The organism is Sphingomonas sp. BK580, from assembly GCF_014194975.1.
In the GTDB taxonomy this organism is placed as follows: Bacteria; Pseudomonadota; Alphaproteobacteria; order Sphingomonadales; family Sphingomonadaceae; genus Sphingomonas.
The window spans coordinates 50,671-63,714 of sequence record NZ_JACIAY010000017.1; the positions used below are offsets into that span (position 1 = coordinate 50,671).

Annotated in this window: 12 protein-coding genes; 5 read left to right on the forward strand and 7 right to left on the reverse strand. The window is 71.6% G+C overall.

Features of this window, described 5'->3' with window-relative positions; all coding sequences use genetic code 11:
- The first annotated feature begins 61 nt into the window (after positions 1–61).
- Genes FHY05_RS21220 through FHY05_RS21235 form a run of 4 tightly spaced genes read left to right on the forward strand, consistent with a single transcriptional unit; the run spans position 62 to position 3,160 of the window.
- Positions 62–421 (forward strand): hypothetical protein, encoded by a 360-nt coding sequence (locus tag FHY05_RS21220; RefSeq protein ID WP_183946435.1) that lies wholly within the window; start codon positions 62–64, stop codon positions 419–421.
- Complete coding sequence (locus FHY05_RS21225) at positions 418–1,146, forward strand: C39 family peptidase (protein ID WP_183946436.1); 729 nt, start codon at positions 418–420, stop codon at positions 1,144–1,146. Before FHY05_RS21220 ends, FHY05_RS21225 begins: the two co-directional genes overlap by 4 nt.
- On the forward strand, positions 1,143–1,823 hold the full coding sequence (locus FHY05_RS21230) for a hypothetical protein (protein ID WP_183946437.1): 681 nt from the start codon (positions 1,143–1,145) through the stop codon (positions 1,821–1,823). Before FHY05_RS21225 ends, FHY05_RS21230 begins: the two co-directional genes overlap by 4 nt.
- Positions 1,823–3,160 (forward strand): transporter, encoded by a 1,338-nt coding sequence (locus FHY05_RS21235; RefSeq protein ID WP_183946438.1) that lies wholly within the window; start codon positions 1,823–1,825, stop codon positions 3,158–3,160. Before FHY05_RS21230 ends, FHY05_RS21235 begins: the two co-directional genes overlap by 1 nt.
- A 52-nt stretch (positions 3,161–3,212) precedes the next feature.
- Here the strand turns inward: FHY05_RS21235 and FHY05_RS21240 are convergent, their stop codons facing one another.
- Complete coding sequence (locus tag FHY05_RS21240; RefSeq protein WP_183946439.1) at positions 3,213–3,440, reverse strand: hypothetical protein; 228 nt, start codon at positions 3,438–3,440, stop codon at positions 3,213–3,215.
- A 329-nt stretch (positions 3,441–3,769) separates the two neighbouring features.
- Here FHY05_RS21240 and FHY05_RS21245 point away from each other — a divergent pair, with 329 nt between their 5' ends.
- On the forward strand, positions 3,770–6,016 hold the full coding sequence (locus tag FHY05_RS21245) for a transferrin receptor-like dimerization domain-containing protein (protein WP_260181762.1): 2,247 nt from the start codon (positions 3,770–3,772) through the stop codon (positions 6,014–6,016).
- Positions 6,017–6,221: 205 nt separating this feature from the next.
- On the opposite strand, the gene FHY05_RS22940 is transcribed toward FHY05_RS21245, so the two are convergent.
- The 6 genes from FHY05_RS22940 to FHY05_RS21275 are packed head-to-tail and all read right to left on the reverse strand — an operon-like array spanning position 6,222 to position 12,829.
- Positions 6,222–6,524: a LuxR C-terminal-related transcriptional regulator gene (locus tag FHY05_RS22940; protein ID WP_183946441.1), complete on the reverse strand. Its 303-nt coding sequence runs from the start codon at positions 6,522–6,524 to the stop codon at positions 6,222–6,224.
- Between the two features lie 14 nt (positions 6,525–6,538).
- A complete protein-coding gene (locus FHY05_RS21255; protein WP_183946442.1) occupies positions 6,539–7,678 on the reverse strand; it encodes a hypothetical protein in 1,140 nt (379 codons plus the stop codon).
- Positions 7,679–7,683: 5 nt separating this feature from the next.
- Complete coding sequence (locus FHY05_RS21260) at positions 7,684–9,459, reverse strand: hypothetical protein (RefSeq protein ID WP_183946443.1); 1,776 nt, start codon at positions 9,457–9,459, stop codon at positions 7,684–7,686.
- A complete protein-coding gene (locus FHY05_RS21265; protein WP_183946444.1) occupies positions 9,453–10,823 on the reverse strand; it encodes a hypothetical protein in 1,371 nt (456 codons plus the stop codon). Before FHY05_RS21265 ends, FHY05_RS21260 begins: the two co-directional genes overlap by 7 nt.
- Positions 10,820–11,872 (reverse strand): hypothetical protein, encoded by a 1,053-nt coding sequence (locus FHY05_RS21270; RefSeq protein ID WP_183946445.1) that lies wholly within the window; start codon positions 11,870–11,872, stop codon positions 10,820–10,822. The genes FHY05_RS21265 and FHY05_RS21270 overlap by 4 nt, the downstream gene beginning before the upstream one ends.
- A gap of 24 nt (positions 11,873–11,896) precedes the next feature.
- Entirely contained in the window at positions 11,897–12,829 is a 933-nt protein-coding gene (locus FHY05_RS21275) for a hypothetical protein (protein WP_183946446.1), read from the reverse strand.
- Positions 12,830–13,044 lie beyond the last annotated feature (215 nt).

A 13,044-nucleotide genomic window follows, 5' to 3' on the forward strand; every position in this document is an offset into this window, starting at 1 on the left:
CTCGGGCCGGCGGCGGTGAGCCCCGCCGCCGGCCCACCTTCGACCAACGAGGAGCGTGCCGATGCCCCGCCTCATCCCCATCTGCCTCTGGGCATCGTCGCTGCTCCTCGTCGGCGCGCTCGCCGCCGCTCCCGCCGCGGCACAGACCGCCGCGACGCCCTTCGCCACCGCGGCGCTCGAGGAGAACGCGCTGGCGCAGGTCGCCGGCCGCGAGGACACGCGCCAGTCGGCGCTGGCCGAGCAGAACGCCGGCGTCGCGCACAACAGCGTCGGTGACAACGTCCGCACCGGCGACGCCACGATCGACGGCCAAGCCTTCCAGAACATGTCCGGCCTGTCGGTGCTGAGCGTCAACACCGGCAACAACGTCGCGATCAACGCCGCGATGAACGTCACGATCGCGCTCTCGCCCGCCCCATGATCCGAGCCGCGCCCGCCTCCCGCCTGGTCGCGGCCGTGTCGCTGGCGCTCGGCGCCGCGGGGTGCGCGGGCGATGTCGCGCCCGGCGCGCGCTTCGTCGGCGGCGCCGGCGCGGGGCCGGTCGGCGACTATCGCGTGTCGGTCCGCTCGCTGGCGGAGCGGCGCTTCGACGGCATCGTGCGCCAGCGCTACGACTTCAGCTGCGGCTCGGCCGCGCTCGCGACGTTGCTGCGCTACCACTACGACCTCGACGTGCGCGAGGATCTCGCCTTCCGCGGCATGTGGCTGCGCGGCGACCAGCCGCAGATCCGCCGGCTCGGATTCTCGCTGCTCGACATGAAGCGCTGGCTCGCGAGCCGCGGGCTGCGCGCCGACGGCTACAAGGTGACGCTCGACAAGGTGCGCCAGACCGGCGTGCCCGGGATCGCGCTGATCGCGGTCCGCAACTATCGCCATTTCGTCGTGGTGAAGGGCGTGAGCGCGCGCGAGGTGCTGCTCGGCGACCCGTCGAGCGGCGTCACCGTGCTGCCGCGCGCCGCCTTCGAGCAGGCGTGGAACGGCATCTACTTCGTGCTGGCCGACGACCAGCCGCTCGCCAAGTCGCGGTTCAACCGCGAGGCGCAGTGGCTCGCTTACGCGCGTGCGCCGATCGGCGGCCGCTTCTCCGATCCGGTCAGCCAGCAGGCGCTGTCGATCACCGCGCCGTCCTATGGGGACATATCGTGAGCGGCGCGGCGCTGATCCTGCTCGGGCTGGGCCAGGCGCTGTTCGGCGCGCTCGCCCCTGTCCCCGACGCGACGCTGGCGGAGGAGCGCGGCGGCTTCATGCTGCCGGGCGGGATCGACGTCGCGCTGACGGTGCAGACGCAGACCGCGGTCGACGGCGCGGTGGTGCTGCGCACCGTCTTCCAGGCGAGCCAGGGCACGCCGACGCTGACGGTCTACGCGCCGCGCGCGGGCGAGACCGTCGCCGCCGCCCCCGCCGTGGCCGCCGGCAGCGCCGGTGCGCGGGCGCCGAGCGTGACGTACGACTCACGCGGCGGTTTTCAGGTGACGCCCGGCACGAGCGCGCCGGGGATCGGCGTCGCCGCGGCGGGGGCGGCGGCGGTGCCCGCGGGGCTCGAGGCGGTCGCCGGCGGCATCACCGACCATGGCGTGATCACACAGGGGCAGCAGGGGGGCACACGGACGGTGGAACTGAGCGGCAGCGATCTCACGGTGACCCATCTCGCCGGCAACGTCTTCGGCACGGCGATCGCCAACTCGGGGAGCGACCGCGTGATCGACACGCAGACCAGCGTCGCGATCGATCTCGGCGCGGCGGGTGCGGAACTGCTCGCCGGCTCGGCGCTGCTGCGCGTCGGCGAGATCGCGGGCGCCGCCACCGCGATGCGGGCGCAGTGATGCGGCGAGTCGCCCTCGCCTTGCTCGCCACGACGATCATCGCCCCGTCTGCCGGCGCGCAGCCGACAGGTCGGCGCGCGCCGCTGCAGCGCCAGCTCGACCAGGCGCTCCAGCTGATCGAGGCGCAGCGCGCGCGGCTCGACGCGCAGGCGGCGGAACTCGCCGAGCTGCGCCGCCGCGTCGATGCGCAGGCGCAGGCGGTCGCGCGGGCCGAGGCGGCGCCGCTGCCCCAGCTCGCCGCCGCGCCGCCGCGCGCGCCCGCGCTGGCCGCGGCGCAGGGCGCGGCGCCGGGCGCGCCGGGCGACCCCGCGGGCGTGCTCCAGCCCCCGCTCGAACGCGTCGGCCAGGCGCCCGAGGACGCCGAGCAGCCGATCCAGCTCGCGGTGCTCGACAGCCAGTCGAGCGTCGTCACGCGCAAGGGCCAGCTCACCGGCGAGTTCCAGGTCGACTACGCGCGCGCCGACCGCAGCCGCGCGGTGTTCCGCGGCGTCGAGCTGGTCGAGGCGGTGCTGGTCGGCGTGTTCGACATCAACGAGAGCCGCCAGGACGTGCTCACCGCGTCGGCGGCGCTGCGCTACGGCCTCACCGACCGGTTCGAACTGGGCGTGCGCGCGCCGTTCATCCACCGCGCCGACGCCTCGATCATCGCGCCGATCGCGGGCAGCACCAACAACGACCAGGCCGCGACGATCGACAGCTCGGTGAAGGGCACCGGGATCGGCGACATCGAGCTGACCGCGCGCTATCAGCTGCTGAGCGGCGGGAACGGCCGGCCCTATCTGATCGGCAACCTCCAGGGCGTGCTCCCGACCGGCACCGACCCGTTCGCGATCCGCCGCGACGACCTCGGCCGGCCGACCCGCGCGGCCACCGGCGCGGGCTTCTGGGGGATCGCGCCGAGCGTCACCGCGATCCTGCCGAGCGACCCGGTCGTGCTGTTCGGCACGCTCGGCTACACCTTCAACCTGCCGCGCGACGTCAACACGCGCATCCCGCCGGTGGTGATCACCTATGTCGACCCGGGCGACGCCATCTCGGGCTCGGCCGGGATCGGCATCTCGCTCAACCAGCGCACCACGGTGAACTTCGGCTACGCGCATACCTGGGCGTTCGGAACGCGGACCCGCACCATGCTGATCGAGCCGACCGCGGCCTGGCCGGGCGAGCGCGAGACGATCTCGCGCGACCTCCAGATCGGGCGATTCCTGTTCGGCGTGACCTATCGCGTCACCGATCGCGCCAGCCTCAACTGGTCGGTCGAGGTCGGCGCCACCGAGGACGCCACGGACCTACGCACGATCCTGCGCGTGCCCGTGGTGCTGCTTACCGGGGGATGAGGCGCACGCGTCGCCCGAGTGGCGTCGCGGCTGCCCGGTCGAGGGGAGCGGGTCACCGTGTCGGAGAGATCCGCCGCGCAGAGATGCGCCGGTGGTCCTGCGAGGCCAACCAGGCCGCCCCCGCGGCATAGCCGATCACGATCACCAGACCCGCGAACAAGGCGTACTTCAGCGCTACCGGGGACGTCACGACTTCTGGGAACGCTGCGCCGAGAAGGGGCAGCAGGAGCGTGATCAGCGATGGAATGATAATGAGATAGGTCAAACGCGCGGCAGACATCTCGGCATCTCCCCGTGTCAGCAACGCCGATCGTACGCGCGACTCGGCGCGGCTGCTAGTGGGTGATCGCGGCGTGCTTCTCGCTCACGGCGAGGCCCGATGGCGGGCCGCCTAGGGCTCACCGCCAGCTGATCACACGTCGCGGTCCGTTCGGATCCTGGCGGCTCTGGCCGCGCGGGTACCATCCCGATCGCGAGCGCTACCGGCATCGTTCGGTGCGCCCTTCCCTCGAGGCGCTCAAGGTGCTTCATGGACGGATGGACCGGTGGCGACACGCGGCGGCCCGACAGCGGCCGTCCGCCAGGCCTGACAGGGAGATGTTCACGGCTATGATCGCGCGCCTGCTTGCCTCCGCGGCTCTCCTCTCGCTGCCGGTGGCGAGCTTGGCCCAGACGTCTCCGGCGACGATGGACGCGACGGCGCGTGAACACGCCTTCGATACCCAGATCAGCAGTGCCGACCAGCTCGCGTGGCTGAAGGACATGAGCTCGGCGCCCAATCATGTCGGCAGCCCGCACAACCTCGCCAATGCCGAGCTGCAGCTGGCGCTCTTCAAACAATGGGGCTGGGACGCGCGGATCGAGACGTTCGAGGTGCTCTACCCGACACCGATCAGCACCACGCTGGAGCTGATCGCGCCTGAGCGTGCGACTCTCGGCGGACAGGAGCCCGCTGTCGCGGAAGACCCGAGTTCCGCCAACCTGCGAGGCGCGCTGCCGCCGTACGTCGCCTACCAGGGCGACGGCGACGTCACCGCGCCGGTCGTCTACGTCAACTACGGCATGCCGGACGATTACGATGCGCTGGCGGCGCGCGGCATCAGCGTGAAGGGCAAGATCGTGCTGGCGCGATACGGCGGCGGATGGCGCGGATTGAAGCCCAAGCTGGCACAGGAGCATGGTGCCGCCGGCTGCCTGATCTACTCCGATCCAGCCGACGACGGCTATGGCGAGCGCGACCCGTTCCCGCGCGGTGGGGGACGCCCGGAGGCGGGCGTTCAGCGCGGTTCCGTGCAGGACATGACACAATATCCGGGCGATCCGCTCACGCCGGGCATCGCGGCTACGCCCGGTGCGAGACGGCTCACGCGTGCGACCGCGCCCACGATCCTCAAGATCCCGGCGCTGCCGATCTCCTACGGCGACGCGACGAAGATCATGACCCGACTGGAGGGGCCGGTGGTCGGGGGGAAGGAACGAGGCGGCCTGCCGCTCGCCTATCACTGGGGCGGCACCGACGCGGTCAAGGTCCATCTGGCGGTCAGGTCGGATTGGTCGATGAAGACGCTCCATGACGTCATCGCGATCATGCCCGGCAAGACCCGTCCCGATGAGTGGGTTGTGCGCGGCAACCACCACGACGGCTGGGTATTCGGTGCGAGCGACCCGCTGACGGGGCAGGTCGCCCTGATGAGCGAGGCCAAGGCGCTGGGCGCGCTGGCGCGGACCGGCTGGCGACCGGATCGGACGATCGTCTATGCCAGCTGGGACGGCGAGGAACCAGGACTGCTCGGGTCGACCGAATGGGTCGAGGCACATGCCGACGAACTTGCGCGCAAGGCGGTCCTCTACATCAATACCGATGGCAACGGGCGCGGCTTCCTTAATGCGGAGGGAAGCCATGATCTCCAGCACTTCGTCAACGCCGCCGCCCGCGATGTCACTGACCCGCAGACCTCGGTGAGCGTGCTCGACCGGTTGCAGGCCCATGTTCGCGCCGACGCCTATGCCGGGCAGACGGGGCGGACCGATAACGCGACCGCGCTCGCCGCAGCCAGGTCGGGCGGCGACATGCCACTGGGCGCGCTCGGCTCCGGGTCGGACTATTCCGCCTTCCTCCAGCACCTGGGCATTCCGTCCCTCGACATCGGCTTCGGCGGCGAGGGCGGTGGCGGTGGATCGTACCATTCGATCTACGACAGCTTCTACCACGTCACCAGGTTCGACGATCCGGGCCTCGTCTATGGCGCGGTGCTGTCGAAGATGGTCGGCCGGTTGGTACTGCGCGCGGCCGACGGCGCGCGGGTCCCGGCACGCTACGGCGATTTCGCGACCACGGTCTCGCGCTATGTCGCCGACGTGAAGATGCTCGCTGCCGACCAGCGTGAGAAGGATCGGGCGCTGCGCGACCTGGCCCGCGCGGACGTCTTCAAGCTCGCCTCGAGCCCGGATGATCCGACGACCGCGCCCGCTGACAGGGGCGTCACGCCCTTGATCGACATGCTCGCGCTGGAGGACGCCGCCGACCGGCTGGGCCGTTCCGCCCGTGCTGCCGACGCGGCAGTGGAGCGGATGGCAGCGCTGCCGCCGGCGACCCGAGCCCGCATGCTCGCTCTGCTACGGAACGTCGACCAGTTGCTGATCGACCAGAGGGGCCTGCCCGGGCGTCCGTGGTTTCGCAACCTCGTCTACGCACCCGGCACGCTCACCGGCTACGGCGCCAAGACGTTGCCCGGCGTCCGTGAGGCGATCGAGCAGCGTCGGTTCGCTGACGCGACCACCTATGTCGCTCGTACGGCAGCAGTCCTGAACGCCTATGCCGACAGGCTCGACGCGGCGGCGGACGCGGTCAAGTAAAGCTGACTCGCAGCGAGCGGCACGGACGTCGACCCGCGACGCCTGGCGAAGGGCAGCGGCGAGGGAGTGCGAGTTGCTGCATCGGCAGACCTCGTGGCAGGCAGCTCCGACCGCTTGATGCGACATCAGGGCGAGCGCGAGCTGGTCGGGCGACATGCGTGAGCGTCCCGCGGGTCCGGCCGTCTCGGCAGCCGTCGCCATCCGCTTAGTCCCTCGATCCTGTTCGACCATCGGCTGCCAACACAACGGCGCACAATTCTATCCGTCTGGTGATCTCCAACTTGGTGAAGATACGCCGTAGATGGGTGGCGACCGTCCAGTGACTGATGCGCAACCGCTGACCGATCTCCTTGTTCGAGAACCCCTGGACGGTAAGTCGCGCGATCTCCTCCTCGCGATGCGACAGGTGTATCGCGCACTCTGGTGCGGGAAGGTCGTGAGGCACTGCCGCGCGGTCCATCAGCTGCGGTGGCAAAGCAGCGCTGCGCAGGGCGAGTGGGTGAGCCATCTCATGTCCTCCGATCAGGCGCTGCGCGCCTGCACCTCCGCGGCGCTGCGCGCGACCGGCTTGAACGTCACGACGTTCCCATGGGTCGGCGCGGCGACGCGCTGCAGGCCGAGCGACTCAGCGCTCGTGAGCCAGTCGTCGCACGCATCCACGATCGCCTCCAGAAGCGACTCGAAGTCGATCCTCACCGACGTCAGCAGATAGTCCTCGGCGAGCCAGCGCAGGATGTCGCGCCCGGTCACCGCCATCCGGCTTCGCTGTGACGTGACCGGCGTCTCACGCATGTAGCGCTTGAGCACCTCCTCCAGCACGTCCCAGGCGTTGTCCGCGCCGAACAGGTTGATGATGTCGGGCGCACCCAGGATCGCGAAGGCGTCGTGGAGGAGCGACATGACCTCGGTGCGCAGCACCGCGACGTGGCCGTACGAGACCTGCTTGAGGTTGGCGCGCAGATCCAGCCCGGACCGCCGCACCACCGCCATCGATCCGAAGGTCTCATGGACTCCGCTCGGCCGCAGCACCTCCGAGACCCGCTTGTCCTCGAAGAAGCGCGACACGTGGCGGCAGAAGTTGGCGAGCAGCGTGTGGAACACCGAATTGGGTTCGGCGCCGTTGGGCGGGATCGCGTCGGTGTAGCCGAAGACCTTGCGGTACACCGCCTTGCGGTCCCCGTAGGTGTACCGCAGCACGCGCTTGCGGTCGAACTGGTAGAGGGCGAGCGCGCCGGGGCCATCCGACAGGCGCACCTCTCCCGATTGGAAGAGCTGCTGCAGCTTGAAGACGGCGCGGAACACGCCCGCGCGCTCGTGCTGGTAGATGTAGTAGAGGTCGCCGACCGACGCGAGCCGATCGCGGTTGATCTTGTCGTCGTAGCTGGGCGCCAGCGCGACTGGGCGCGCGTCGTCGAGGCGAGAGGCCACCTGCTCGCCCAGGCCGATCAGCCGGGTGAGCCCGCCGTCGTCGGGAACGTCCCTCCGACCTGCGTCCGCCTCGAGCAGGTCTTTGGCCTCGTCGACCCACTGGTTGATCAGCTCGGCCTGTGCCGGCGTCTTGGCCAGCTCGTCACGCGCGTCGCGCACCAGGCTGGAGCGCATCGCCTGCAGCCGCGCCAAGAGGTCGTTCAACTCGCCGAGATTGGTGGGATTGTCCGCCATGAACGTCACTCCTCCTCAGAGCGGAACGAGGTCCGCGTGTCGTCGCCTGCGCCGGGGCCGCCGAAGTCCCCGGCAAGCTGATCCGCCTGCGCGCGCGCCTGGTCGAGGAAGCGCCGCAGCTCGAGGAACTGCCGGCGGACGCCGGACAGGCCGGTGGGTGCGCCGCTCGCCGTGGCGAAGCGCTCCGCCCGGCGCGAGATGTCGGCGAGCTCGTCGCTCAATATCCTCAACTCGTCGCCGGTGAGGAGCGCGGCCGCGTTCTCCGCGCCGACGAACGGCTGGCAGACGGCGCGCGCCCAGCCGATGAACTGCGCGAGCGAGATGCTCGTCTCCGACCTGTCGTCCACGAACGACACCTCCTGCTCGGCCGGCGACGTGCCGAAGCGCGACAGCTCGCCCTCCAGCGCTGACGCGGCGCCGTCGGCGGCGGTGAGGAGCTCCTCCAGGCGACTGGCGGCGATGCCTGCGCTCGGCCGCGCCGAGGCGGTGGCCACGCGGCGCTCGATCGAGTCCATCAGCTGCGCCAGCGCCTCGATCTCGGTGCGCACCTCCTCCTCGCGCACCACCGTCGTGCGTACGCGAAGCTGGTCGAACAGCGGCTCTCCCCCGCCGGTCGGGGACCAGGGACCCGTGGACCCACGATCCCGTGCCGCGGCCACCGCGTCCGCGCCGGCGGCCGCCTCGATGACCTCCGTCCGGACGAGCAGGTCGATGACGGCCGCGCTGAGCCGCTCGAACTGGTAGCGCCCGCGCTGCGCGTTGAGGCCCAGCGGGTCCGCGGCCGTCGCGATGATCTGGTCCAGCATCGTGCGGAGCCGCGCGCGATCCTCTCCGGCGCGCTGCTGCTGCGCCGGGGCGAAGCGCAGCATCGACGGCAGCCGGTCGATGATGGCGAGCACGCCGTCCGCCTCGGCCCGCAGAAGGTTGGCGTTCACCAGCGCGCTTCCGCGCAGCAGGCGGGCGGTGGTGCCGGGGTCGATCGAAGCGGGCTGCGGTGCGGTCCGGAAGTAGACGCGCGTGCCCTCCGCCTCGCGCGAACCGAAGTTGCGCCTCAATCCGTCGATCAACCGGGCGCGCACCTCCTCCGGCGCTGCGTCGGGTGGAAGCTGCACCCCGTCGTGCGGAAGGCCGAGGGCGTCCAGCGAGGCGGCGATCTGGTCCGCCACCGCGGCGTAACGGCCACCGCTCGCCCGCGAAGGTCGCGCCGCGGTCGCCCCGCCCGCCAGGCTGGAGGCGAGCATCTCGCCAAGGTCGCGCACCGCTTCCGCGGTCGGATCGTTCTTCTCGGGTCCATTGGACATTGCCATCGACGTTGCTCCTGTCGGGAGGTCTTGCTGGACGGTGATCGCGGCGGCGAACAGCGCGTCGGCCTGTTCCCCGATCCGGCGCACGCGCGTGTCCAGCGCGCGCAGTGAGTGTCGTGCCGGTCCGGCCGCGATCTCGGCCTGCATCTCGGCGACATCGTCGAGGATGCGCGGCGCGCTCAGCCCGGTGCGGACCTCCTCGACGAGCTCATGGACGTCGGCGAGCGCGGCGGCGCCAGCGACAGCGCCTGCATCCTGGTCCAGCGCGGCGGCGGAGCGGCGCGCGTGGCGGAGCGCGCGCCCGCACCCGTCGAGCAGGCGGTCCAGCGAGATCGGATCGAAGGGCGGGGGCATGTGCGCGCGCACCTTACCCACCGCGGCGGGCAGCATCGCGAGGTCGCGCGAGACCCGCCCCACCATCACGCGGATCTCGTCCAGCGCGCCGAGCCGCGCGTCCGTGGCCGATTCGCTCAGCATCGCGCCAACGCCGCGTAGAAGGCGCGGTGGATCGTCTCCGGAGCGGTGCGGGCACGGCCGAGCGCCACCCGGGCCGCCGCGATCAGGAAACGCTCGGGGAGGACTCCTGTGGAGTCGCCGAGCTCCAGCCGGGTCGCGGCCTCCCGCACGAGCGCCGCGTGCTTGGGCTCGAAGCAGACGACCTCGGCCAGCGACCTTCCGCCGTACTCGGCGCAGCGCGAGAACACGACCGTGTCGAGCACGGCGTCGATCTGGCGCGGCAGCTCGGCCCGTACCCACGCCGGCACCGCCGCCCAGACCGACGGCGGGTAGAGCGCGTCCCAGGCGCGGCGGAACGCCGCGGCATCGTCCTCGAAGCCGATGCGCTCGAGCAGACGGATGTTGAGCGGGACGCGGATCACCGGCGTCGGATGCACCGCCTCGTCGTCCCAGCAGGCGGTCTGCTCCCGCGAGCGTCCCACCACGTCCATCAGCGATCCGACGTAGGCCGGCCCGATCAGCAGCGTGCCGGCCAAGTCCGCGTAGGTCTCCTTGTGCCAGCGCCGCCACACCGCGCCCTGGCGCTCCTCGAGGCCCGCGGCGGCGAAGCCCGCGCCGATGCGCTCGGGCAGCACTTCCCAGAGGCCGAGATCGGCCTGGATGTTGTGCGCGACCTCGTGCGGCACCGCGCCGAGCGACCATGGATTGATCAGGCGATGGCGTGGCACCTTCACGAGCGGGAAGGGATTGGCCTGGCGCCCGAGCACACCCAGCCTGACGCCGCGACGAAAGGTGGCGGGACCGAAGCCCGTCTCGGAATAGGCGAAGGGGGCGGGCGACGGGATCGGACGGGCCACGCCGAGCCCGAGCCACACCGCCTGATAGCAGTCGAGCGCGATGCGATCGATCGCGCCCAGCCAGGACGCCAGACGGCCGCGGCGCTGGCCGAAGAGGTTCACGTAGAACTCCCAGACCTTCTCGGTCTCGCCGGCGAGGGCGTGGCAGCGCTCCTTGAGCGTCAGCAGCCGGGCAAGGCCCTCGTCGCCGCGGGACGACAGATCCCCGGCCACCGCGGCGAGGCGCCGCTCTTCGCGCTCCTGCCCGCGCGCGAGCTGCGCCAACAGCGCGTTCACCGCGCGGACGTGCGCCGGGCCGGGCGCCGCCGGCCCGCTGCCGAACTGATCCTCCGCGAACGACAGCATCGAGGTCGCGTAGCGGCGCGCGTTCACCGCCGTGCGGTAGGCGAAGAAGGGCAGCGCGCCCTGCCCCTGCCTTTGGCCCTGCCCCTCGTCTCTGCCCGACGAGGTCGGCTCGGCCCCGACCGTGCGGTCCTCGCGTCGGACCGGCACGGCATCGAGCTGATCGAGCAGCGCCAGCGCGTTCATCGCGCAGCTCCGGCGGCCCGAGCGGTCGTGGAGGCGCCACGCGCGGCGTCGGCCCGGGCGCGCTGGGAGAGCTCTGCGAGCCGCGATCGAAGCCTGTGGTGCACCGCCACCGACATGGGCCCGATCGCGGCGGGTGGGATGACCGGGAGCCGGGCCGCGGCCTGGGCGATCGCCGCGGCGATGATGGCGCCCATCGCGGCGCTACCGCCGCCTGCGCGATCGGTCGCGGCCAGCCGCGCCAGATCCGTCGCGAAGCCATTCGCCGCCATCGCCGCGAACGTCGCGCGCGTCCTGGCGGCATCGAGCTCCGGGCGCCGTCTGACGAGCTCGGCGAACCGGGAAGGATCCACGACGCGGTCGAGCGCCTCCGCGAAGGCCGGCGCGCTCGCCGCAGCCACCGCGCGTCCGGCCGCGGGCTGTCCGCCGTGCGGCCCGCCGTCGGTCGCCGGAGCGATGAGCTCGTCGAGGGCCTCGAGCTCGCGGGATCCGCCGCCCCGCCTGACAGATGGGTCGCCGCCCGGGCCGAGGCCGCGGAGGGTCGGCGTGCTCGAGCGCCACGTGCCCAGGCCGGGCTGCGTCGGCGTGCGCGAACGCCACGTGCCCAGGCCGGGCCGCGTCGGCGTGCGCGAGGGCATTCCCGGCGCGGCGCCGGCGGCCGGTGGCGGCGGCAGCGTCTTCGCCACCGAGTCGCGCGCCGTCCAGCCTCGCGCGCCGTGCGGGTTTATCACCGCGCCGGCCGCGAGCGGCCGATCGCGGGGGATCGCCGGCAGGCGCTTGAGCTGACCGGCCGCCTGGTTCACCGCGCGCATCAGTCCGTACAGCCTGTCGCGCAGGGGAGCGCTCACCGTCGTCAGATCGATCGCGCCCAGCGCTGCCTGGTAGTTGCGGATGTTGTTCTGCGAGATCTCGACCGCCGTTCGCACGGCGCTCGCCTGCTGCTGTGACGCGACCTGCGCGATGCGGCTCGGAAGGCTGGCGATCGTGTCGAGCACCAGCGGCAGATGTCCGCCGATCCGCTCCAGTTCGCCGCGAACGATGCTGTCCTGCATGGCTCATCTCCCTGGTGGCGGCGGTCAGCGCTCCGCGCGCGCGATGGCCTTGCGGTCGAGCGAGCGCTTCTTGGCGGCGTTGCCCGCCAGCGCGCGCGTGATCGCCTGCGGGCTCGAGAGCGTGCGCTGCGCGTGCTTGGCCATCACGCGCGCCGCGATGCGCGGTGTCACGGGCTTGCCGCGCCGCGCCTTGTGGGTGAGCGTGGCGACCGTACGGCGCTGGATCGTCGGCAGCGTGCGAACGAGCGCGCGCGCGCGCGGATCGCGTCGGCTGACGAGCACCCGCGCCACGTCGCCGCTCGCCTTGGAGAGCACCGGCAACACCGCCTTGACCGGCAGCGGCGCGCGCGAGCCGAGAAAGATCGTGACCTGCGAGCCGAGCGACTGCGCATCCACCGCGCGCCCCCGCGACGCGGCCAGCGCGACCGCCTCGGCGAGCTGATCCTCGGTCGCCGGGATGTCGGCGCGAGCGTTCATCTCGTCCTCGCTCTCGCCCTCGTCCTCGGCCTCCAGCTGCTGCACGAAGCCGCCCAGCCTGCCGCCGATCGCGGCACCCGCGGGACCTCCCAGCGCGCCGCCGATCACCGAACCGATCTGCGGTGCGAACTTCTTGGCGAGTGGCGCCACGACCTTCCCGACCTTCTTCGCCGCGCTCCAGAGCTTGCCGAGGAACTCGTCGCCCTCGAACTCGCCCTCGAACTCGAACTCGCTCTCCCGGTCGTACTCGCCATCGCCGCCGGCCCCCTCGAACTCGCCCAGGCCGAAGCTCTCGAATTCGAACTCGAACTCACCCGAGCCGTCGAGGGGATCGCGCGCCTCGGCGAACTGGTCGAACCCGTCCCCCTCGCCTTCGTACGAGCCCGCCTCCGCGGCCATGTAGCCTTCCTGCTCGCCGGCCATGCCGAGATCGAAGTCCTCCGACTCGAACTCATCGAGCGAACGCAATTCGTCGAGCATCTCGCCTCTCCATACTGTTCGTCACCGCAGGGTCGGGCGACGAAGAGATGCTACGAAGACGGGACGACGGCCAAAAGTCGCTTGGGTAGAGTAGCTCATCCGTGCGATATTCCTCTCGCGGGTCCCAGCACTCACGACACCGGCAGAAGCCGGGCATGTTCCTGACGCCTTGTTAGATCGAGGGAGGACGACATGCGTGGACCAGAGCGCAAGCC

What these genes read in the sequence shown, in the direction of transcription:
- FHY05_RS21235 (WP_183946438.1), top strand. Translation starts at nt 1,823, where the DNA reads ATGCGGCGAGTCGCCCTCGCCTTGCTCGCCACGACGATCATCGCCCCG.
- FHY05_RS21220 (WP_183946435.1), top strand. Translation starts at nt 62, where the DNA reads ATGCCCCGCCTCATCCCCATCTGCCTCTGGGCATCGTCGCTGCTCCTC.
- FHY05_RS21240 (WP_183946439.1), bottom strand. Translation starts at nt 3,440, where the DNA reads ATGTCTGCCGCGCGTTTGACCTATCTCATTATCATTCCATCGCTGATC.
- FHY05_RS21225 (WP_183946436.1), top strand. Translation starts at nt 418, where the DNA reads ATGATCCGAGCCGCGCCCGCCTCCCGCCTGGTCGCGGCCGTGTCGCTG.
- FHY05_RS21265 (WP_183946444.1), bottom strand. Translation starts at nt 10,823, where the DNA reads ATGAACGCGCTGGCGCTGCTCGATCAGCTCGATGCCGTGCCGGTCCGA.
- FHY05_RS21275 (WP_183946446.1), bottom strand. Translation starts at nt 12,829, where the DNA reads ATGCTCGACGAATTGCGTTCGCTCGATGAGTTCGAGTCGGAGGACTTC.
- FHY05_RS21245 (WP_260181762.1), top strand. Translation starts at nt 3,770, where the DNA reads ATGATCGCGCGCCTGCTTGCCTCCGCGGCTCTCCTCTCGCTGCCGGTG.
- FHY05_RS21260 (WP_183946443.1), bottom strand. Translation starts at nt 9,459, where the DNA reads ATGCTGAGCGAATCGGCCACGGACGCGCGGCTCGGCGCGCTGGACGAG.
- FHY05_RS21270 (WP_183946445.1), bottom strand. Translation starts at nt 11,872, where the DNA reads ATGCAGGACAGCATCGTTCGCGGCGAACTGGAGCGGATCGGCGGACAT.
- FHY05_RS21255 (WP_183946442.1), bottom strand. Translation starts at nt 7,678, where the DNA reads ATGGCGGACAATCCCACCAATCTCGGCGAGTTGAACGACCTCTTGGCG.
- FHY05_RS22940 (WP_183946441.1), bottom strand. Translation starts at nt 6,524, where the DNA reads ATGGCTCACCCACTCGCCCTGCGCAGCGCTGCTTTGCCACCGCAGCTG.